Annotated in this window: 19 protein-coding genes; 12 read left to right on the top strand and 7 right to left on the bottom strand. The window is 63.2% G+C overall.

From position 1 onward, the window contains the following. The first annotated feature begins 172 nt into the window (after positions 1-172). The 4 genes from M727_RS0117890 (at position 173) to M727_RS0117875 (ending at position 3,856) form a co-directional block, all read left to right on the top strand. Positions 173-1,051: an ABC transporter permease gene (locus M727_RS0117890; RefSeq protein ID WP_027153829.1), complete on the top strand. Its 879-nt coding sequence runs from the start codon at positions 173-175 to the stop codon at positions 1,049-1,051. Further along, complete coding sequence (locus M727_RS0117885) at positions 1,048-2,184, top strand: ABC transporter permease (RefSeq protein WP_036262557.1); 1,137 nt, start codon at positions 1,048-1,050, stop codon at positions 2,182-2,184. The genes M727_RS0117890 and M727_RS0117885 overlap by 4 nt, the downstream gene beginning before the upstream one ends. A gap of 82 nt (positions 2,185-2,266) precedes the next feature. After that, on the top strand, positions 2,267-3,238 hold the full coding sequence (locus M727_RS0117880; RefSeq protein ID WP_023798699.1) for an ABC transporter substrate-binding protein: 972 nt from the start codon (positions 2,267-2,269) through the stop codon (positions 3,236-3,238). A 168-nt stretch (positions 3,239-3,406) separates the two neighbouring features. Next, positions 3,407-3,856 carry a CHRD domain-containing protein gene (locus tag M727_RS0117875; RefSeq protein ID WP_027153827.1) on the top strand — a complete coding sequence of 150 codons (450 nt, stop codon included), beginning with the start codon at positions 3,407-3,409 and terminating at the stop codon, positions 3,854-3,856. Positions 3,857-4,119: 263 nt separating this feature from the next. On the opposite strand, the gene M727_RS0117870 is transcribed toward M727_RS0117875, so the two are convergent. From M727_RS0117870 to M727_RS0117860, 3 genes are all read right to left on the bottom strand, one after another. Continuing rightward, entirely contained in the window at positions 4,120-5,769 is a 1,650-nt protein-coding gene (locus M727_RS0117870) for a thiamine pyrophosphate-binding protein (RefSeq protein WP_027153826.1), read from the bottom strand. Further along, on the bottom strand, positions 5,766-6,941 hold the full coding sequence (locus tag M727_RS0117865; protein WP_027153825.1) for a CaiB/BaiF CoA-transferase family protein: 1,176 nt from the start codon (positions 6,939-6,941) through the stop codon (positions 5,766-5,768). Before M727_RS0117865 ends, M727_RS0117870 begins: the two co-directional genes overlap by 4 nt. Before the next feature lie 123 nt (positions 6,942-7,064). Beyond that, the gene (locus M727_RS0117860; RefSeq protein ID WP_027153824.1) at positions 7,065-8,000 is read right to left on the bottom strand and encodes an alpha/beta hydrolase; all 936 of its coding nucleotides are present in this window, start codon (positions 7,998-8,000) and stop codon (positions 7,065-7,067) included. A 199-nt stretch (positions 8,001-8,199) separates the two neighbouring features. Here M727_RS0117860 and M727_RS0117855 point away from each other — a divergent pair, with 199 nt between their 5' ends. The 6 genes from M727_RS0117855 (at position 8,200) to M727_RS0117830 (ending at position 14,437) form a co-directional block, all read left to right on the top strand. After that, positions 8,200-9,225 carry a ribonuclease gene (locus M727_RS0117855; RefSeq protein WP_027153823.1) on the top strand — a complete coding sequence of 342 codons (1,026 nt, stop codon included), beginning with the start codon at positions 8,200-8,202 and terminating at the stop codon, positions 9,223-9,225. A 134-nt stretch (positions 9,226-9,359) separates the two neighbouring features. Further along, positions 9,360-11,009, top strand: coding sequence for an energy-dependent translational throttle protein EttA (gene ettA / locus M727_RS0117850; protein ID WP_027153822.1), 1,650 nt, complete (start codon positions 9,360-9,362; stop codon positions 11,007-11,009). A 58-nt stretch (positions 11,010-11,067) separates the two neighbouring features. Next, positions 11,068-11,304 carry a hypothetical protein gene (locus M727_RS0117845; RefSeq protein WP_027153821.1) on the top strand — a complete coding sequence of 79 codons (237 nt, stop codon included), beginning with the start codon at positions 11,068-11,070 and terminating at the stop codon, positions 11,302-11,304. A gap of 262 nt (positions 11,305-11,566) precedes the next feature. Further along, positions 11,567-12,358, top strand: coding sequence for a trans-aconitate 2-methyltransferase (tam, locus tag M727_RS0117840; protein ID WP_027153820.1), 792 nt, complete (start codon positions 11,567-11,569; stop codon positions 12,356-12,358). Positions 12,359-12,560: 202 nt separating this feature from the next. Continuing rightward, a complete protein-coding gene (locus M727_RS0117835; RefSeq protein WP_027153819.1) occupies positions 12,561-13,682 on the top strand; it encodes a beta-ketoacyl-ACP synthase III in 1,122 nt (373 codons plus the stop codon). 137 nt (positions 13,683-13,819) lie between these two features. After that, positions 13,820-14,437 carry an MOSC domain-containing protein gene (locus M727_RS0117830; protein ID WP_027153818.1) on the top strand — a complete coding sequence of 206 codons (618 nt, stop codon included), beginning with the start codon at positions 13,820-13,822 and terminating at the stop codon, positions 14,435-14,437. A gap of 12 nt (positions 14,438-14,449) precedes the next feature. On the opposite strand, the gene M727_RS0117825 is transcribed toward M727_RS0117830, so the two are convergent. The 3 genes from M727_RS0117825 to tsaA all read right to left on the bottom strand — a co-directional run bounded on the left by M727_RS0117825 (position 14,450) and on the right by tsaA (position 16,361). After that, positions 14,450-15,409, bottom strand: a complete 960-nt coding sequence (locus tag M727_RS0117825) for an aminotransferase class IV (RefSeq protein WP_027153817.1) — start codon at positions 15,407-15,409, stop codon at positions 14,450-14,452. Between the two features lie 101 nt (positions 15,410-15,510). Beyond that, entirely contained in the window at positions 15,511-15,822 is a 312-nt protein-coding gene (locus M727_RS0117820) for a DUF2293 domain-containing protein (protein WP_027153816.1), read from the bottom strand. After that, positions 15,819-16,361 carry a tRNA (N6-threonylcarbamoyladenosine(37)-N6)-methyltransferase TrmO gene (tsaA, locus tag M727_RS36660; protein ID WP_036262552.1) on the bottom strand — a complete coding sequence of 181 codons (543 nt, stop codon included), beginning with the start codon at positions 16,359-16,361 and terminating at the stop codon, positions 15,819-15,821. Before tsaA ends, M727_RS0117820 begins: the two co-directional genes overlap by 4 nt. A 142-nt stretch (positions 16,362-16,503) precedes the next feature. On the opposite strand from tsaA, the gene M727_RS0117810 reads away from it, so the two are divergent. After that, positions 16,504-17,526 carry a metalloregulator ArsR/SmtB family transcription factor gene (locus M727_RS0117810; protein ID WP_027153815.1) on the top strand — a complete coding sequence of 341 codons (1,023 nt, stop codon included), beginning with the start codon at positions 16,504-16,506 and terminating at the stop codon, positions 17,524-17,526. Continuing rightward, a complete protein-coding gene (gene metF / locus M727_RS0117805; RefSeq protein ID WP_027153814.1) occupies positions 17,526-18,443 on the top strand; it encodes a methylenetetrahydrofolate reductase [NAD(P)H] in 918 nt (305 codons plus the stop codon). The genes M727_RS0117810 and metF overlap by 1 nt, the downstream gene beginning before the upstream one ends. 512 nt (positions 18,444-18,955) lie before the next feature. Here metF and M727_RS0117800 read toward each other — a convergent pair. After that, a complete protein-coding gene (locus M727_RS0117800) occupies positions 18,956-19,873 on the bottom strand; it encodes a DMT family transporter (RefSeq protein ID WP_027153813.1) in 918 nt (305 codons plus the stop codon). Positions 19,874-19,963 lie beyond the last annotated feature (90 nt).

Genomic DNA, 19,963 nt, shown 5'->3' with positions numbered 1-19,963 from the left:
GGGAACATCGGCTGCGGTGGCTTGGTTGGCGGATATTCTGGACCGCTTGGGCCATTCGGCCGAAGTCACGGAATGGATCCTAGGGTCTACGCCCGCCGCTTCGCGGCGGCTTCGCCCTAGGATGACGAAAGCGCGTCACGCAGAGCGTGTGCCGTCTGGCGAGGGCCGCTAGATGGACTCCTTTCGCGACAAGATCGTTCCGGTGACCTCGATCCTCGCAGGCGTGGTGGTCGTCTGGTATGTTTTCGCCGTCATCCTCAACGCGCCGTTCCAGCGCGATCTCGACCGCCGTGCCGGCGAGACACGGGGGATCGTGGAGTTCATCGGCAAGACGATGTCGCAGCCCAAGCCGACGCTGCCGGCGCCGCATCAGGTGGCCGTGAATTTCTTCGAGAACACGTTTCTGCGCAAGGTCACCAGCAATCGCAGCCTTGTCTACAATGCCTGGGTGACGCTGTCCTCGACGCTGCTCGGCTTCGCTTTCGGGACGGCGCTCGGCATCCTGATTGCCGTCGGCATCGTCCATGTGGCGACGCTCGACCGCAGCCTGATGCCGTGGATCATCGCCTCGCAGACCATTCCGATCCTGGCGGTGGCGCCGATGATCATCGTCGTGCTGGCGGCGATCGGCGTTACCGGCCTGATCCCGAAGGCGCTGATCTCGACCTATCTGTCGTTCTTCCCGGTGGCGGTCGGCATGGTCAAGGGGCTGCGTTCGCCCGAACTCACCCATCTCGACCTGATGCACACCTACAATGCCAGCCCCTCGCAGACCTTCTGGAAATTGCGGGTGCCGGCATCGGTGCCGTTCCTGTTCACCTCGATGAAGGTGGCGGTCGCCGCCAGCCTGGTCGGCGCCATCGTCGGTGAGTTGCCGACCGGTGCCGTCGCCGGCATCGGCGCCAAGCTGCTCGCCGGCGCCTATTATAGTCAGACCATCGACATCTGGTCGGCGCTGGTGGCCGGCTCGGTGGTGGCGGCCTTGCTGGTGATGGTGGTCGGCATTGCCGGGCGCCTCGTCGACCGCGCCATGGGCGGGAGGCCGGCATGAGTTCCCTCCTGAGCCTTTCGTCGATCACCCCCCGCTCGTGGCAAGGGTATGCCGCGCTTGTCCTTCTTGCCGGCGCGCTGCTTCTTTGGCCGCTTGTCGATGCGGCGCTCGGCTATGGTGTCGGTACCGCGGCTTTGATTTTTTTGTTGCTGCTCCTGGCAATCGGGGCCGATAATTTCCCGCCGGCGGTCGGGGTGGTGTTGCTCTTCCTTGGCGCGCATGGCGCGGCGTGGCTATTGCTCGCCGGCATAACCGGCAACGAAGGCACGGCTCGCGCGTCGTTCTATCTGCTGCTCGCCGCGGCATGGCTTCTGGCCTGGCGTTGCGTGACGGTGCTGTCAGCGCTTCGCCCGGCCTCGCGCTGGGCGGCGACCGCTTTGCGGCTGATCATCCCGGCGATCTTCGGCGCCTGGATCCTGATCATCTGGGAGGCGGTGACGCGCGGCGCCGGCATTCCTTTCATCCTGCTGCCGCCGCCAAGCGCCATCGGCGTGCGCATCGCCAATTCGCTGCCGGTGCTGGCCGCCGACGTGCGGCAGACCATCTTCAAGGCGGTGATCTTCGGCTACGTCGTTGGCAGCGGCGCCGGCTTCCTTGCCGCCATCGCGGCCGACCGCGTGCCGTTCCTGCGCCGCGGCTTGCTGCCGATCGGCAATATGGTGTCGGCGCTGCCGATCATCGGCGTGGCGCCGATCATGGTCATGTGGTTCGGCTTCGACTGGCAGTCGAAGGCCGCCGTCGTCATCATCATGACCTTCTTCCCGATGCTGGTGAACACGGTCGCCGGGCTTGCCGCCTCCGGCCATATGGAACGCGACCTGATGCGCACCTATGCGTCGAGCTACTGGCAGACGCTGTTCAAGCTGCGGCTGCCGGCGGCAGCGCCCTTCATCTTCAATGCGCTGAAGATCAATTCGACGCTGGCGCTGATCGGCGCCATCGTCGCGGAGTTCTTCGGCACGCCGGTGGTCGGCATGGGATTCCGGATTTCGACCGAAGTCGGACGGATGAATATCGACATGGTCTGGGCCGAAATCGCAGTTGCAGCACTTGCGGGTTCGGTCTTTTATGGCGTGGTCGCTCTTTTCGAGAGAGCAGTCACGTTTTGGCATCCCTCCGTCCGTGGTGGATAGGGCGGTGGCGGGTTTGGAATCAGGGTTGGATTGAAGGTCCTGGTCCTAAAAGGGTGAACACTTAACTCCAGAGGGTAAAAGCATGAAAAGACTTGTTGTTTCGATGCTGGCCGGCGCGATGTCGCTTGCCGCGTTCCAGGCGATGGCCGCAGACAAGGTGACGCTGCAGCTGAAATGGGTCACACAGGCCCAGTTCGCCGGCTACTACGTCGCCAAAGACAAGGGTTTTTATGAGGCCGAGGGCCTCGACGTAGAGATCAAGCCGGGCGGCCCCGATATTGCGCCCGAGCAGGTGATCGCCGGTGGCGGCGCCGACGTCATCGTCGACTGGATGGGCGGTGCGCTGGCCGCACGCGAAAAGGGCGTGCCGCTGGTCAATATCGCCCAGCCGTTCAAGAAGGCCGGCATGCAGCTGGTCTGCCCGAAGGACGGCCCGGTCAAAACCGAAGCCGACTTCAAGGGCCATACGCTCGGCGTCTGGTTCTTCGGCAACGAGTATCCGTTCTACGCCTGGATGAACAAGCTCGGCCTGAAGACCGACGGTGGCCCGGATGGCGTCACCGTGCTGAAGCAGAGTTTCGACGTGCAGCCGCTGATCCAGAAGCAGGCGGATTGTATTTCGGTCATGACCTACAACGAATACTGGCAGCTCATCGATGCCGGCTACAAGCCGGAAGAGCTGATCGTGTTCAACTACTCGGCCATGGGCAACGACCTGCTTGAGGACGGTCTCTATGCCTTGGAGGACAAGCTCAAGGATCCGGCCTTCGAGGACAAGATGGTGCGTTTCGTGCGCGCCTCGATGAAGGGCTGGAAATATGCCGTCGACAATTCCGACGAGGCGGCCGGCATCGTCATGGACAATGGCGGCCAGGACGAGAACCACCAGAAGCGCATGATGGGCGAAGTCGCCAAGCTGATCGACAATGCCGACGGCAAGCTCGACCCGGCGACCTACGCGCGCACCGCCAAGGCGCTGCTCGACCAGAAGATCATCACCAAGGAGCCGACCGGCGCCTACACGACCGCAATCACCGACAAGGCCATCAAGTAAGGGCCATCAACCGGGGCCTCTGGGGCCCGCAATTCAAAAAGGGGACGGGCGACCGCCCCCTTTTTTGGCATGTAAAATAGCCGTTACCGGTGGAAACATCCGCTCGCCACAACCGTTGTTCCAGTGCATCCTGCTTCAGCGGATGTCATCGCCACAACGGAGAATTCCATGCGCATGCAATCCTTCTCGCCGATGCTTTCGGCGCTGGCCGTTTCGGCTTCCTTCCTGTGCGGTTCACCGGCCTTGGCCGACAAGATGAAGATGAAGGCGACGCTCGATGGCGCTCAGCAGAATCCAGCCGTCACCACGGAGGGCAAAGGCGAGGCCACTCTCGGCTTCAACACCGACACAAAACAGCTCACCTGGAACGTGATGTATTCAGGTCTCAGTGGACCGGCGACGGCCGGACATATTCACGGTCCGGCAGCAAAGGGTGAAAATGCCGACGTCGTCGTCCCGTTCAAGGGCGCTCCGAAAAGCCCGTTCAAGGGGGCGGCGATCCTGACCGACGCGCAGGCTGCCGACCTGATGGCCGGCAAATACTACATCAACATCCATACGGCGGCCCACAAGGACGGCGAGATCCGCGGGCAGATCGAGAAGGCGGCGACGATGTAGCGCAGCGGCGCCCCGGCGGAGTGCTGCATTAGCCTGTCGAAGTTTGCGGGAAAGCGCCCCCCTCTGTCCTGCCCTCTTTGGCAAAAACTTGGCATCTCCCCCTCAAGGGGGATCGGCAGCTTTGGCTTTGGCGCGCCTGTTGTTCAACTTCGAAATTGGCGAAAGCAGTTGTGACATCCGATCTCCCCCCTTGAGGGGGAGATGCCCGGCAGGGCAGAGGGGGGTGGGAGGGAACTCGGCCTGACTAGCTATGCCTCTGGCGCTCACGACCTGTTCCGTATCTGGGTCATCGTCCGGGTCGGCGTGATCGCCTCGGGGTCGAGCCTGATCTCGACGAGCGACGGCTTGCCGCTGGCACGGGCGCGTTCGAAGGCCGGCGCGAAATCGGCCGTCTTGTCGACGGTTTCGCCATGGCCGCCATAGGCGCGGGCTAAAGCGGCAAAGTCGGGATTCTTCAGGTCGGTGGCGACGACGCGGCCCGGATATTCGCGTTCCTGATGCATGCGGATGGTGCCGTAGATGCCATTGTTGACGACGACGACGATGATCGGCAGATCGTACTGCACGGCGGTGGCGAATTCCTGGCCGTTCATCAGGAAGCAGCCGTCGCCGGCAAAGGCGATCACGTCGCGCTCGGGAAACAGTTCCTTGGCAGCGACGGCTGCCGGCGTGCCGTAGCCCATCGAGCCGGAGGTGGGTGCCGCCTGCGTGGCAAAGCGCCGGGAACGGTGGAAGCGGTGCACCCAGGTGGCGTAGTTGCCGGCGCCGTTGGTGAGGATCGCGTCGTCGGGCAGCATTTTTTCGAGATAGTTCATGATCGGCCCCATCTGGACGGCGCCGGGACCGCTTTCGGGCGGTGTCGACCAGTCGAGATAGGCGGCGTGCAGCTTCGGTGTTTCATCAGCCCATGCCGGCGTGGCGGCCGGCTTGCGCCCGGCAAAGGCTTCGACGAAGGCGGACGGCGAGGCGTTGATCGCCAGCGTCGGCCGATAGACACGGCCGAGCTCGCCGGCGTCGGCATGGACATGGACCAGCGTCTGGTCGGGATAGGGGCTTTTGAGCAGCGTGTAGTCGGAGGACGGCATCTCGCCCATGCGGCCGCCGATCAGCAGCACGAGGTCGGCCTGCTTGATGGCGGTCGCCAGCTTCGGGTTGATGCCGATGCCGACATCGCCGGCATAGTTGGGGTGGAGATGATCGAACAGCATCTGGCGGCGGAAGGAGCAGCCGACCGGCAGTGACCAGGCTTCGGCGATCGTCCGCATCCGCGCGACGGCCGCCGCATCCCAGCGCGTGCCGCCGAGGATGACGAAGGGGCGTTTTGCCTTGCCGAGAAGCTTTTCCAGAGCATCGAGCTCGGCCTCGCCCGGCCGCGTTTCGACCGGCGTATGGGGCAGGGCTGCTGGCGCCTCGGCCAAGCTGGTCAGCATGTCTTCCGGCAGCGAGATGACGACCGGGCCGGGACGGCCGGATGTCGCCACCGCGAAGGCGCGGGTGACGAATTCGGGAATGCGCGCGGCGTCGTCGATCTCGACCACCCATTTGGCGATGTCGCCGAAGAACCTGACGTAGTCGACCTCTTGAAAAGCCTCGCGCTGCTTGGCGTGGCTGGCGACCTGGCCGATGAACAGGATGACGGGCACCGAATCCTGCATGGCGATGTGAATGCCGGCCGAGGCGTTGGTGGCGCCGGGGCCGCGGGTGACGAAGCAGATGCCTGGCTTGCCGGTCAGGCGGCCATGGCAGTCGGCCATCATCGCGGCGCCGCCTTCCTGGCGGCAGACGATGGTGCGGATCGGCGAGTCGTGCAGCGCGTCGAGCACCGCAAGGTAGGATTCGCCGGGCACGCAATAGATACGGTCCGTTCCGTTGGCTTCGAGCGCATCGACAATCAGTTGTCCGCCGGTCTTCATTTTCCTGACCTCTCCAGTTCGGCAAGGATTTCTTCGGTGTGTTCGCCGAGACGCGGCGAGGGCCGCTCATAGACCAGCGGCGTGCCCGACATGATCATCGGCGCGCGCACCGAGGGCAACAGATTGCCATGGCCGTCGTCGAGGTCGAGCCGCATGCCGCGCGCGATGGTCTGCGGGTCGGCGAACATCTCGCCGATCGTGTTGATCGGGCTGGCAGGCACGCCTGCCGCCTCCAGCCTGGCCAGCAGCGGATCGCGATCGAAGATTTTCAGCGCCTCGATTATATGCTCGCGCAGCGTCGCCCGGTTGGCGACCCGGGCGGGGTTGGTGGCGAAATCGGGGTTCGATGGCAGCTCGTCCAACCCGACGGCGGCGCAGAATTTGGCGAACTGGCCGTCATTGCCGATGGCCAGGATGATGTGGCCGTCCTTGACCGGCACCACTTCGTAGGGCGCGATGTTCATATGCGCGTTGCCCATCTGCACCGGCGATTTTCCCGAGACCAGATAGTTGAGGTTCTGGTTGCCGAGCGCCGAGATCTGGCTGTCGTAGAGCGCCATGTCGATATGCTGGCCTTCGCCGGTCTTCTCGGCATGGCGAAGTGCGGCCTGGATGGCGATCACCGAATAGAGGCCGGTGAAAATGTCCGAAATGGCGACACCGGCCTTTTGCGGCTCGCGGCCAGCCTCGCCGGTGATCGACATCATGCCGGCCATGCCCTGGATGATGAAGTCATAGCCGGCGCGTGGCGCATAGGGTCCGTCCTGGCCGAAGCCGGTGATCGAGCAATAGATCAGCCGCGGGTTGATATTGCGCAAGCTGTCATGGTCGAGCCCGTATTTCTTCAGCCCGCCGAGCTTGAAGTTCTCGATCAGCACGTCCGATGTCGCGGCCAGTCGGCGCACTGTCTCGGCGCCCTCGGGCGTCGAGAAATCGATGGCGATGGAGCGCTTGCCGCGATTGCAGGAATGGTAGTAGGCGGCCGAAAGGTTTTCGCCGTCATGGCTCATGACGAAGGGCGGACCCCATTTGCGGGTATCGTCGCCGCCATCAGGGCTCTCGACCTTGATCACGTCGGCGCCGAGATCGGCAAGCAATTGCCCCGCCCACGGCCCGGCCAGGATGCGGGCGAGTTCGATTACGCGGATGCCTTTCAGCGGAGGCTCGGTCATGGATCACCGTGATTGATCGGGAACGCAGCCTGTATCAATCCCGCGTGCCGAAGTCACGGCTCTTGCAATGGGCCAAACCCGATCATGCCCCGATCATGCCATTGTCGACCGTGCCAATCTCGATCAGGCTTGTTTCAGCACGCTGTCGGCCCATGCGGCGAAATCGTCCATGATGATATTTCGATTCACCTCGTTCAGGCTTTCGTGGCGGGTCTCGGCGTAAACCTTTGAAACGAGATTCGAAAAGCCCATCCTGTGCAGGCGCCCAGCGAGATGGCTGACCGCCTTGCCACCGCCGGTGGCGGGATCCTTTTCGCCGCCGACCAGGCAGACCGGCAGGGTCTTGCGGATGCCGGAAAAATTAGCGTCGTCGGCGCCGTCGAAGACAAAGCCGAACAGGTCGCGCCACATCGACACCGAGGCATCCCAGCCGCACAGCGGATCGGCGATGTATTTGTCGACTTCCGCCGCGTCGCGCGACAGCCAGTCGAACGGAGTGCGGTGATCAGGGACGGCCTTGCCCCAGGCCTGGAAGGTCAGTCTCGGCAGCATGCGCGACGGCATGTCGGAGCCGAGCCGGAATTTTTCCCAGGCCAGGATGACTTGCGCTGCACGGCCGGCGAGCCCGGCGGAAAAATTGGCGTTCCAGATGGCGGCGGCGTGCAGCCGGTTCGAATGGTGAAGCATGAAATTCAGCGCGACGAGGCCGCCCATGGAATGGCCGAAGACGATGACCGGCAGGCCGGGATGGTCGCCGGCGATCAGGTCGTGCACGGCGGCGACATCGGCGATGACCTTGGCGCCGCCATCCGCTTTGGCGAATCTGCCGAGCGGAGCGTCCGGCGCCTTGGTGGCGCCATGGCCGCGATGGTCATGGGCATAGACGTGGAAGCCGCACTCGCCCAGAAAGGTAGCGAAGCGGACATAGCGCGCGGCATGTTCGGCCAGTCCGTGATTGATCTGGACGACCGCACGCGGGCGGCTCTCGGCGCGTTTCACGTAAAGGTTGAGCTCGGCGCCGGTCGGCGATCGCAGCACGCGCTGCTGGCTGAATGACATTGTCGCTTCGTCTCCAACGCGTCTTTAGCGCCTGCGAACGTTTGTGTGCGCCGACGCCGGTTTTGCGTCAATCCGTTCGCGGTGTTTTGCAGCGCTGTTCTTGCGTCGCAACGCGGGTATCGCAATTCTGACATGGAGAATTTGCTACCCAGAGAGGGCGGCAGTCTGTTGCCCAGCATTATTCAACCGGAGAGTACCCATGCGTACGCTGACAGGTCTTGTTTTCGGATTGGCGCTTGTCGCCGCGTCGCTGACGGGTGCTGCGCGGGCCGAGGTCAAGATGAGCGGCTCTTTCGTCGCCGACGCCACCTGTCCAGCCACCCAGGCCATCAGGAGCGGCAGGAACCCCGGCAATATCGCGACCGATGCGGGACAGAGCTACGAGCTTCTGGCTGGCAACAAGGATGCTCCCACCCACTATCTGATCCGCATGCCCGGGGCCGATCCGGAGCGTCGCTGGGTGAAGGTCGATTGCGGCCATGTTTCGGGTGGCAGCGCGTCTACGGAACCGGCAGCACCTGTGCCGGCCGATCGGAAGAAGCTTGCTGCGCCGGCTTCGCGAAAGCCCGAATATGTCCTCGCGCTGAGCTGGCAGCCGGCGTTTTGCGAGACCAGGCCCGGCAAGACCGAATGCAAGGCACAGACCGCGGCTGGTTTCGAGGCGACGCATTTCACCTTGCATGGGCTGTGGCCGCAGCCGAACGGAAATTTCTATTGCCAGGTGGCAGCGGCCGACAAGGCGAACGACAATCCGGCGCGCTGGCAGGAGCTGCCGCCGGTCGAGCTCGAGCCGAACACGCGGTCGGAGCTCGATCAGGTGATGCCAGGCACCGCATCCGCTCTCGACAGGCATGAATGGATCAAGCATGGCACCTGTTACGGCAAGAGCCAGCAGGCGTATTTTTCCGATGCGCTGAACTTGACGCGCGCGGCGAATGCTTCACCGGTGCGTGATCTTTTCACGCAAAACATTGGCCGGGATCTGACCTCTGGCCAGATCCGCGCCGCCTTCGACAGTGCCTTTGGTCCCGGCGCCGGCGAGCGGGTTCGCGTCTCCTGCGTGAACGATCCTTCGAGCGGCAGGCGGCTGATCGGCGAACTGACGCTCGGCCTGACCGGCCCGATCGGTCCGAACTCTTCGCTCAGTGAGCTGTTGCTGGCCTCAGTGCCGACGAACAATGCCGGCTGTCCGAAAGGCATCGTCGATCCGATCGAGTTCCAGTGACACGCCGAGCCCGTCTTAGCCCGAAGGCCGGTTCGAAATGCCAAAACAGTTTGCCGTTCGGCGCGGCATCGCCTACATAGCGCGCAACTTCCATTCAATCCGACATTCCAGTCGACTTTTCAGGGAAAGCGCGCGTGGCACGCCAGTTCATTTATCACATGGCCGGCCTCAACAAGGCCTATGGCACCAAGAAGGTGCTCGAGAATATCCACCTATCCTTCTACCCGGACGCCAAAATCGGCATCCTCGGGCCGAACGGCGCCGGCAAGTCGACCATCCTCAAGATCATGGCCGGCATCGACAAGGAGTGGAGCGGCGAGGCGTGGCTGGCCGAAGGCGCCACCGTCGGTTACCTGGCGCAGGAGCCGGCGCTCGATGCGAGCAAGACCGTGTTCGAGAACGTCATGGAAGGCGTCGCCGCCAAGACCGCGATCATCGAACGCTACAACGAATTGATGATGAACTATTCCGACGAGACGGCCGACGAGTCGGCCAAGCTCCAGGACGAGATGGACCGGCTCAACCTGTGGGATCTCGAACAGCAGGTCGAGATGGCGATGGAAGCGCTGGGCTGCCCGCCCAAGGAAGCCGACGTCACCAAGTTGTCGGGCGGCGAGCGTCGCCGCGTGGCACTGTGCCAACTGCTGCTGCGTCAGCCCGACCTCCTGCTGCTCGACGAGCCGACCAACCATCTCGACGCCGAGACGACGGCGTGGCTGGAAAAGCATCTGCGCGCCTATCCCGGCGCGGTGATGATCATCACCCACGATCGCTACTTCCTCGACAATGTCACCGGCTGGATCCTCGAGCTCGACCGCGGCCGCGGAATTCCCTATGAGGGCAACTACACCAAATATCTCGAAGCCAAGGCCAAGCGGCTCAAGCAGGAGGGCCGCGAGGACGATGCGCGCCAGCGGGCGATCGGCCGCGAGCGCGAGTGGATCCAGTCCAGCCCGAAGGCACGGCAGACCAAGTCGAAAGCGCGCATCCAGGCTTTCCAGGATCTGCTGGATGCGGCCGACAAGCGGCGTCCGAGCGACACCCAGATCGTCATTCCGCATGGCGAGCGGCTCGGCAATGTGGTGATCGAGGTCGAGGACCTGTCGAAGGGCTTTGGCGACACGCTGCTGATCGACGACCTCGAATTCAAGTTGCCGCCCGGCGGCATCGTCGGCGTCATCGGCCCGAACGGCGCCGGCAAGACGACGCTGTTCCGCATGATCACCGGCCAGGAAAAGCCGGATGCCGGCACGATCCGCGTCGGCGAGACGGTCAAGCTCGGTTACGTCGACCAGAGCCGCGATGCGCTCGACCCGACCAAGACCGTCTGGGAAGAAATCTCGGGCGGCGCCGAAGTGGTCAAGCTCGGCAAGTTCGAGGCCAACACCCGAGCCTATTGCGCCTCGTTCAATTTCCGCGGCGGCGATCAGCAGCAGAAGGTCGGCAATCTGTCCGGTGGCCAGCGCAACCGCGTCCATCTGGCCAAGATGCTGAAGACCGGCGGCAATGTGCTGCTGCTCGACGAACCGACCAACGATCTCGATACCGAAACGCTGGCGGCGCTCGAAGACGCGCTGGAAAACTTCGCCGGCTGCGCCGTCATCATCTCGCACGACCGCATGTTCCTCGACCGGCTGGCGACGCACATCCTTGCGTTCGAAGGCGACAGCCATGTCGAGTGGTTCGAGGGCAATTTCGAGGATTACGAGCAGGACAAGATCCGCCGGCTCGGCCCCGACGCCGTCAACCCGCACCGCATGACGTACAAGCGGCTGACAAGGTAGCAACGGATTGGTTGCAAGCCTCCCAGGCTGCTCGTAGAATCACCGGAGGGAGACAAACATGCTTAATGTGGAGCTTCCTACCGCGCTGGAAAAACGCCTTGAGATCGTGGCAAGGAAAACTGGCCGGACAAAACACGACGTGGTCGTTGCCGCCATTGTCGAGCAAATTCAGGATTTGGAGGACGGACTGATCGCCCTCGAACGCCTTAACGACGATAAAGGTGACTGGCTTTCTCTGGCCGAAGTCAAGGAACGACTGGGATTGGACGATGCAAGCGACCGCAGTGACGGTTGAACGTGTGAATAATTCGTGTCGAGAAGCGTGCGCTGAAGGATATCTCCAGATTGCAAAGGTCCGATCAGCGTCGGATTGTGGACTTCCTGGAAAACAGGCTCGCGCGGCGCGATAATCCACGTGAACTTGGCGAAGCGCTAACAGGACCGCTTGCAGGTCTCTGGAAATGCCGTGTGGGTTCATTCCGAATTCTGACAAGGATCGACGATAGCGCGCTCGCAATTTGGGTGGTTCAAGTCGGCGACCGTCGCGAGGTCTATCGGTGAATACAGTCGCAAATGCAAAACCCGACTGGTCTGCCGCCCAATATCTCAAATTCGAGGACGAGCGCACGCGGCCGGCGCGCGATCTCGTTGCGCAGGTGCCGGTGGCGGCGCCGCGCCGGGTCGTCGACATCGGCTGCGGGCCGGGCAATTCGACGCAATTGCTGGTCGAACGCTGGCCGAGCGCGCAGGTCAGCGGTTTGGACACCTCGCCCGACATGATCGAGAAGGCGAAGGCACGTCTGCCGGAAGTGGCCTTCGAACTGGCGGATGCGGCGGCGTGGCAGCCCGAAGAGCCGGTCGACGTGATCTTCGCCAATGCGGTGTTCCAGTGGCTGCCCGAGCATCCGGCGATCTTCCAGCGGCTGATGGGATTTTTGGCGCCCGGCGGCGCGCTTGCCGTGCAGATGCCCGACAATATGGGCGAGCCCTCGCACCGGCTGATGCGCGAGACGGCGGCCGAAATGCCGTTTGCCGAAAAGCTCGAGGGTGCTGCGCGCGGGCCGCTGCCGCCAGTGTCGTTCTACTACGATCTTTTGTCGCCGTTCTCCGACCGGCTCGACATCTGGCACACCGCCTACAATCATCCGCTGGCCGATGCCGGGGCAATCGTCGAGTGGCTGAAGTCGACGGGGCTGAAGCCGTTCCTCGATCCGCTCGACGAGAACGAGCGACGGTTTTTTCTCACGCGCTACACCGCTGGGATAACCGAAGCCTATCCGAAGACGGCGAACGGCAAGGTGCTGCTGCGTTTCCCGCGCCTTTTCATCGTCGCGCGGCGCGCTGCCTAGAAACGATTGGCCACACCGAGACGCACTGCCTGGCTGCGCTTGATTCGCCACAACGCGTATTTCAGCCACGCAAGGTTGTGGTCTTGTGCCTCAGGCCCTTGATTTAAGCCGGCTTAAACTAGCTTGATGCGAATAATGTTGCGCCGAACTCTCGCGGCGCCCACATCAAGCCGTAGCGCCTGCGCATGGGGACGAACTGAAAATGCATCGCGTCATCATCAGCGGCATCGGCGTTGAAATCCCCGAGCCTTCGATCACCAATGAGGAATTGGTCGACAGCTTCAATGCCTGGGTCGAGATGGAGAATGTCCGCCGCCAGGCTTCGGGCGAGGCGCTGCTGCAGAAATCGGACAGCGCCTTCATCGTCCATGCTTCGGGCGTGCAGACGCGCCATGTGATCGAGCGGGAAGGCATTCTCGACCCGACCCGCATGGCGCCGCGCATTCCGGCGCGGCCGGACGACGCGCTGTCGCTGGAAGCCGAGTTCGGTATCGCATCGGCCAGGAAAGCGCTCGACCATGCCGGCCTGGAGCCACCTGATATCGACCTGGTGATCTGCTCGGCCTCGCATCACCAGCGGCCCTATCCGGCGATCGCCATCGAGATGCAGCAGGCGATGGGCACGAGGGGCGCCGGCTTCGACATGGGCCTTGGCTGCTCGTCGGCGGCGGCGGCGTTGCATATCGCGGTCAATCTGGTGCGGGCGGGCGCACACAGGCGCGTGCTGGTGACGACGCCCGAAATCATCACCGGCCATCTCAACTTCCGCGACCGGCAGACGCATTTCATCTTCGGCGATGCTTCGGTCTCGATGGTCGTCGAGGGGCTTGCCCAGGGCGACAAGCGGCCGGGACGTTTCGAGGTGCTCGACACCCGGACCTGGACGCAGATGTCCAACAACATCCGCACCAATCTCGGCTATTACACGCGCACCGCCCAGGACGATCCGTATATGATCAACCTGGAAGGCAACCTGATCAAGCAGGTCGGCAACAAGGTGTTCAAGGAAGTCACCGTCGCCGGGCACAAATTCATCGTCGAGTTCCTGGCCGAGCATGGGCTGACGCCGCAAGCGATCCGGCGCTTCTGGCTGCATCAGGCCAATGCACGTATGAACGCCATGATCCTGAAGCTGTCGTTCGGCCACGAGGTCGACCATGACCGCGCGCCGATGGTGCTGGAGCGCCTCGGCAACACCGCCGGCGCCGGTGCGGTCGTCGCCTTGTCGGAAAACCACGCCGACATGAACGCCGGCGACTATGGCCTGCTCTGCGCCTTCGGCGCCGGCTATTCGATCGGCGGGGCGCTGTTGCGCATGCTCTGATTGGCGCGAACGGCACCGGCATTGGAAGGCGCCGGTGTAATCGCATCAGCCTGCTTGACTGGAGCATCAGTGCTTTAGGCTGGACCTGATGAACTCACTGCGGCTAATTGCTTGGCATCACGCACGGAGCGAAGCCTATGCTGGACCTCTTCCCCGAGACGGTAAACCCGGTCGAAATCATCCCGGCGCGGAAACTTGTCGCGCGGGTGGCCGCGCTTTACGTCGCGCCATCGGATCATTTCGAGACACGCGCGGTGGATGAATTGCGGCTTGGCTTCGACGGCATCGACGGCGATTTCCACGTCGGCGCGACGCGGCGCTCCGGCGGGCGCGAGCCCTGGTATCCACGCGGCACCGAGATGCGCAACGAGCGGCAGCTGTCGATCGTGGCCGCGGACGAGCTGGCGATCGTGGCAGGGCGGATGGCCATCGCCGAGATCAAGCCGGAGTGGATCGGCGCCAATCTGTTGATCGAAGGTCTGCCGCATCTCTCGATGCTGCCGTCCGGCACGCTGCTGTTCTTTAAAGGAGGCGTCACCGGCAAGGTCGACGCGCAGAACGGACCTTGCCGCATCGCCGGGCGATCGGTCGCCGAAAATGCCGGAATGGCCGACCGTGAAGCCGGCGCGCTGTTGTTCCCGAAGGCGGCAAAGCGGTTGCGCGGCCTTGTCGCCTGGGTGGAAAAACCAGGCCGCATCACGGCCGGCGAGGAGATTTCGGTGCGTGTGCCCGAGCAGTGGATTTACCGGGCCTGAGGCCAGGGATGGTCAGGGATAGTGCACCGGGCTGCACCAGGCCGGATCTCCGTGCTTTTGCCAATAGATCGCCATGAGGCGCCTGGTGATCGCACCGACCTTGCGGTCCGCGACCGGAACACCGTCGATCATCGTTACCGGCATGATGCCGCCGGCGGTCGAGCTGATGAAGACCTCATCGGACTGACGCAGCGCAGCGACGCTGACATCGGCCGCGGCAACGGCAAGCCCTGCCTCCGCGCAGAGATCGAAGACGGTGCGGCGGGTGATACCTGGCAGCACGCCGACAGCCGGCGTCGACAGTTTGCCGTCATCCACGCAAAAGACGTTGAAGCCGGGGCCTTCCGCGACATTGCCGTTGAAATCGAGGAGCAGTGCGGTCTCGGCGCCGCGGTCATAGGCGTCGTAGAGGCCTCGCACCAGGTCGAGCCAGTGGTAGTTCTTGATTGTCGGGTCGATCGAGGCTGGTGGGATGCGCACCTTGTCGCTGATCGCCACATGCAGGCCGCGCTGCAATTGCTCGGCATTGGCGACCGAGCCGAAGGGAACGGCGAACGCCATGAAGCGGTTGATCGCGTCGCGCGGGTCGCGGCTGAAGGTCGGCGAGGCGCCGCGCGTGCACAGCATCTCGACATAAGCGGCGCGATGACCCGACAGCGCCACGCAATTGTGGAGGATTTCGGCCACGCCATCGCGGTCGAACGGGACCGTCATGCGCAGCTTTTCCAGCCCGCCGAAGAAGCGATCGAGATGCAGATCGAGGCGGAAGAAACGACCGTCCCAGACATGCACTGTGTCGTAGGTGGCGTCGGAATGCAGGAAGCCCCAATCCAGCACCGAGATCTTGGCTTGCGACATCGGCAGATACTGCCCGTCCAGGAAGGCAACACCATCGGGGTAGGAGTGCGGGTCTATATGATGGACGGAGAGCGAGGGCAGTGGTTTGGCGTGCGGATCGATCAAGTTGCTCATCACGTCCTCCGTCAGGTCGTCTTCGTCGAACGCGATAGAGCGCTGCGGCGGTTGGCACAAGACACAGGCCGGGGTTGCGGATGAGCCATCGGGGTATCTGGTTATTCCTCGTCCTCATCCTGGAGCAGACGGGTGGCGCGCCAACGGGTCAGCACCCTGTTGGTCTGTTCCATGACGAAGAAACGCGCCGAGTCGCGATCGTAGCCTTCGGCCAGCAGTTTCTCGTAGTCGGTGTGCACATGACGGATATGGGCTATTGTCGCCAGCCATACGGCAATGCTCGGCGGCAAGCTCTTCATATGCACCGCGCCGGCGTCGGCGCGGATCTTCTCCATGTCGGCATAGGGCGCCAGCGGCAAAAGCGCTGTCAGCGCCTTGGCGATGGCGCGGCGGCGACCGGTCGGCGCGCTCATCGCATGACCTGTCCGGGCTCATCCCGCACTGGCCCGACCTCGTCCCGTCCGGCGATGGTCGCGTCGGCAAAGGCATCGGTCGAAGCGAAATAAGGCTTGATGTCGATGACCGGCGTGCCGTCGAGCAGGTCGATGGCATCGAGATCGATACGGCCCGTTTCGATATCGAGGGCGACGAGCTTGGCGATATGCAACCCGACCGGGTTCGGCCGGGCCGGGGAGCGCAGCGAAAAAACGCCCTTCGGTTCAGCCGCATGGCGGGGTTTCTGAACAATCAGGGTCCGCGGCGCGTGGTGCAGCCAGGACAGGATGATGACGTGGCTGGCGCGTTCAAGCCCGAGCAGGCCCTCGCGATAGGGCAGGTCGATCGTGAGAACCGCCGGCTTGCCCGTTTCCCGCGCGGCTTTCATGTTCTTGGGGCAAGTTTCCCGCGTGGTCCAGGGCGAGGCGATGCGACCGATGAAGACGACATGGCCGTCCGGCGGCATATCGGCGGGATCAGTTTCCAGAAGCTTTTCGCCGCTGCGCGTTTCGAACATGGGTTTCGCCCCGATCCTGCTTCCGGTTGTGCGCGATCCGCCACGCATGCGTCATTTTCTTGTCCGGGAGCGACATAGCGCTTGCAAGCCTATCAAAATCGACATAAACATATGTTTATATCTTTTCAAAGAGAATGCTCGCATGCATGTCGCGCTCGACACCATGGTAGATACATTGAAGGCGGCGGCCGAATCCAGCCGGTTGCGCATCCTGGCGTTGCTGTCGCGCGGCGATCTCACCGTTTCCGATCTCACCGAAATCCTCGGCCAGTCGCAGCCGCGCGTCTCGCGCCACCTGAAGCTTTTACTGGAGGCGGGGCTGATCGGCCGCTATCAGGAGGGCTCCTGGGCCTTCTTCCGGCTGTCGGATTCGGATGCGGCGCGCGACTTCGTGCTCAGGCTGGTCTCCGGTATCCGGGGTGCCGATCCGCAGGTCGAGCGTGACCTCGAGCGCTTGGCAGCGGTCAAGCGCAAGCGGCAGGATCGCGCCGCCGAATATTTCTCCGCAAATGCCGCAAGCTGGGATCACATCCGCTCGCTGCATGTGCCGGACCGCGCCGTGGAGGCAGCGCTGCTCAAGCTCGTCGGCAAGCGGCCGTTCCAGTCGATGCTCGACCTTGGCACCGGCACTGGGCGGCTGCTCGAGATCTTTTCGCCGCTCTACCGGCGCGGCATCGGCATCGACATGTCGCGCGAGATGCTGACGGTGGCGCGCGCCAATCTCGACAAAGCCGGCATTTCGAATGCGCAGGTGCGCCAGGGCGACATTTTTGCGCCGCCGGTCGAGCGCGACGCCTTCGATCTCGTCACCATCCACCAGGTGCTGCACTATCTCGACGATCCCGCCCGCGCCATCCGCGAGGCAGCAAGGCTGCTGCGTCCGGCAGGCCGGCTGGTGATCGTGGATTTCGCTCCGCATTCGCTGGAATTCCTGCGCGACGCCCACGCGCATGTGCGGCTCGGCTTTGCCGACCGGCAGATCACCGAGTGGTTTTCCGAGGCCGGGCTCGACCTCGAAGAGAGCCAGGAATTCGAGCCGCGCGCCGGCAATGAACCCAGGCTCACCGTAAAACTGTGGCTCGGCCGTGACCAGCGCATGCTCATCGCCGATCCTTCCAACCATGCACAACCGGCCAATGCCTTTCCGATAGGGGAAACCGCCTGATGAACCAGTTCCGCTTTTCCCGCCGCCCCGACATTGGCGACAAGATCAGGGTTTCGTTCGAGTTCTTCCCGCCGAAGAGCAACGAGATGGAAGCAAGGCTGTGGGACACAGTTACCCGGCTACAGCCGCTCAAGCCGAAATTCGTCTCCGTCACCTATGGCGCCGGCGGCTCGACCCGCGAGCGCACGGCGCGCACGGTCAAGCGCATCCTCAACGAAACGACGCTGACGCCGGCGGCGCACATGACGTGCGTCGATGCGGCTCGTCACGAGGTCGATGAAATCATCCAGGAATTCGCCGACATGGGTGTCACCCGCTTCGTCGCCCTGCGCGGCGATCCGGCCGAGGGCGTCGGCGCCGCCTATCGTCCGCATCCGGACGGCTATGCCAATGGCGCCGAACTGGTGGGGGCGCTGAAAGGTGTCGGCGATTTCGACATCTCGGTCTCGGCCTATCCGGAAAAGCATCCGGAGAGCCCGGATTTCGCCACCGATATCGATATGCTGAAGCGCAAGGTCGACAATGGCGCGACGCGGGCGATCACCCAGTTCTTCTTCGACAATGACCTCTACGAGCGCTATGTCGAACGGGCGCGGCGGGCCGGCATCTACATACCGATCGTGCCGGGCATATTGCCGGTCCACAATTTTACCCAGGTCGCCAATTTCTCGGCGCGCTGCGGCGCGCTGGTGCCGGCGTGGATGGCCGAGCGCTTCGACGGGCTGCAGACGGACCCGCAAACGCATGCGCTGGTGGCGTCCGCGGTGGCGGCCGAGCAGGTGCTGGACCTTGTCGAGCGCGGCGTCGGCGATTTTCATTTCTACACCATGAACCGCGCCGATCTGGTCTTCGCCGTCTGCCACATGATCGGCATCCGCTCGCATGAGGCTGAAGCCGCGGGGTCCGCCGCGGCGTAAGTCTCTGTCAAATCTGGGATGCAAAAAGGCCGGGTAAAAACCCGGCCTTTTCAATGACTTGGACTATTTTGTGCTGATCTTCCGTTGCTTGGCGGGTCTATGGAAGAAAGCCCATAATCAGCGCCCCGATGAAGGCAAATGCAGCACAAATCATCAATGCGTTGATTGGCCTCGTGAGTCCCATGTCATAGCCTCCTCTTAAAGAGCTATGGCCAGAGTCTAGGGGCATTTCTGCCACAGGCAAGCGGAAACTATGCTGCAATGCGACGACATTGTGGAATTTACGACAGGCCATTTGCCGTTAGGCATTGAAACTCTTCGGCAAAATCCCGCTTCGGCCCTGTGTACAAAATGTGACGGAGCTGGGGCAAGGATGGAGATGGCAGCGCTACCGTCGCCGAAAGTCGGGATCGATTTCGGGTCGATGCGAAGATTCGACGAATTGGAGCGTCGTTCGATTGGATACGAAGCTCTCAAGCGTGTCGCGCCTGGGCGCGCTTTGGCGACATGCATCAGCGTCGGCCGAACAGGCGGCCGTCGATCGTGACGAGGCCGATCGCGATCAGTGCCATGCCGCCGAGTTCGAACAATTCGAGCCGTTCGCCCAGGAACAGAAAGCCGAGCAGGATCGCGCTGGCCGGCACGATGAGCGTGACCAGCGAGGCGTTGGTGGCGCCAGCCGAGGCGACGAGGTTGAAATAGAGGATGTAGGCGAAGGCGGTGGACAGCAGGGCCAGCGCCAACACCGCCGCCCAGACCGGCGGCGAGGCCGAAAACAGGTTGGCAGTGCCGTGGCCAAGCAGCACGATCGGGATCATGATGATGGTCGAGGCGGTCAATTGTCCAGTGGCGATGACCGGTGACGGCAAACCCTTGAAGCGGCGGGCGATCATCAGGGCCACCGCATAGGACAGCGAGGCGCCGACCAGCGCGAATTTCGCCCAGACCGGACCGCCCAGCCCGGCAAGCAGGCCCGGTCCGATCATCACCGCCGTGCCGACGATGCCGAGCGCGATCCCGGCAAGCTTGTTCCAGGAGAGCTTTTCGTCTGATGTGAGCGCGTTGGCGAGGATCAACGTCCAGAACGGCGTCGTCGAATTGAGCACCGAGGCGACACCGGCGCCAAGCTCGGTCTGGCCGGCGAAGATCAGCGAGAACGGTATGACGTTGTTGACGAGCGCCAGCAGAAAGAACAGGCCGGCATGCCGCAAGGCGATGCGAAAGGACGGACCGCGCAGGCCGAGATAGAGATGCAGCGCCAGCGCCGCGATGGCGACGCGAAACAGCACCAGCACCAGCGGCGGAATCTCTGCAACCGCAATGCGGGCAAAGAAGAACGAGCCACCCCAGATCGCACCGAGCAGCAGAAGCTGCGCCCAGTCTTTCAAGACCATGGGGCCGCGCATTGCCGTCGTGGTTGTGATCGCCATGGAGAATCCTCCCGGATGGTTCTGAATGCCAAGTCAATCAGGCGTCTGTTCAGGCCATATCCTGTTCGATGGCAAGGGCCACCCGAAACC

It is taken from the genome of Mesorhizobium sp. WSM2561 (assembly GCF_000513915.1).
In the GTDB taxonomy this organism is placed as follows: Bacteria; Pseudomonadota; Alphaproteobacteria; order Rhizobiales; family Rhizobiaceae; genus Mesorhizobium; species Mesorhizobium muleiense.
Note: the sequence above shows the minus strand (reverse complement) of the source record. Positions and strands in the feature narration are given on the sequence as shown.

What these genes read in the sequence shown, in the direction of transcription:
- M727_RS0117800 (WP_027153813.1), bottom strand. Translation starts at nt 19,873, where the DNA reads ATGGCGATCACAACCACGACGGCAATGCGCGGCCCCATGGTCTTGAAA.
- M727_RS0117835 (WP_027153819.1), top strand. Translation starts at nt 12,561, where the DNA reads ATGCATCGCGTCATCATCAGCGGCATCGGCGTTGAAATCCCCGAGCCT.
- M727_RS0117870 (WP_027153826.1), bottom strand. Translation starts at nt 5,769, where the DNA reads ATGAAGACCGGCGGACAACTGATTGTCGATGCGCTCGAAGCCAACGGA.
- metF (WP_027153814.1), top strand. Translation starts at nt 17,526, where the DNA reads ATGAACCAGTTCCGCTTTTCCCGCCGCCCCGACATTGGCGACAAGATC.
- M727_RS0117830 (WP_027153818.1), top strand. Translation starts at nt 13,820, where the DNA reads ATGCTGGACCTCTTCCCCGAGACGGTAAACCCGGTCGAAATCATCCCG.
- M727_RS0117845 (WP_027153821.1), top strand. Translation starts at nt 11,068, where the DNA reads ATGCTTAATGTGGAGCTTCCTACCGCGCTGGAAAAACGCCTTGAGATC.
- M727_RS0117890 (WP_027153829.1), top strand. Translation starts at nt 173, where the DNA reads ATGGACTCCTTTCGCGACAAGATCGTTCCGGTGACCTCGATCCTCGCA.
- M727_RS0117825 (WP_027153817.1), bottom strand. Translation starts at nt 15,409, where the DNA reads ATGAGCAACTTGATCGATCCGCACGCCAAACCACTGCCCTCGCTCTCC.
- M727_RS0117810 (WP_027153815.1), top strand. Translation starts at nt 16,504, where the DNA reads ATGCATGTCGCGCTCGACACCATGGTAGATACATTGAAGGCGGCGGCC.
- M727_RS0117860 (WP_027153824.1), bottom strand. Translation starts at nt 8,000, where the DNA reads ATGTCATTCAGCCAGCAGCGCGTGCTGCGATCGCCGACCGGCGCCGAG.
- M727_RS0117885 (WP_036262557.1), top strand. Translation starts at nt 1,048, where the DNA reads ATGAGTTCCCTCCTGAGCCTTTCGTCGATCACCCCCCGCTCGTGGCAA.
- M727_RS0117855 (WP_027153823.1), top strand. Translation starts at nt 8,200, where the DNA reads ATGCGTACGCTGACAGGTCTTGTTTTCGGATTGGCGCTTGTCGCCGCG.
- M727_RS0117875 (WP_027153827.1), top strand. Translation starts at nt 3,407, where the DNA reads ATGCGCATGCAATCCTTCTCGCCGATGCTTTCGGCGCTGGCCGTTTCG.
- M727_RS0117820 (WP_027153816.1), bottom strand. Translation starts at nt 15,822, where the DNA reads ATGAGCGCGCCGACCGGTCGCCGCCGCGCCATCGCCAAGGCGCTGACA.
- tsaA (WP_036262552.1), bottom strand. Translation starts at nt 16,361, where the DNA reads ATGTTCGAAACGCGCAGCGGCGAAAAGCTTCTGGAAACTGATCCCGCC.
- M727_RS0117865 (WP_027153825.1), bottom strand. Translation starts at nt 6,941, where the DNA reads ATGACCGAGCCTCCGCTGAAAGGCATCCGCGTAATCGAACTCGCCCGC.
- M727_RS0117880 (WP_023798699.1), top strand. Translation starts at nt 2,267, where the DNA reads ATGAAAAGACTTGTTGTTTCGATGCTGGCCGGCGCGATGTCGCTTGCC.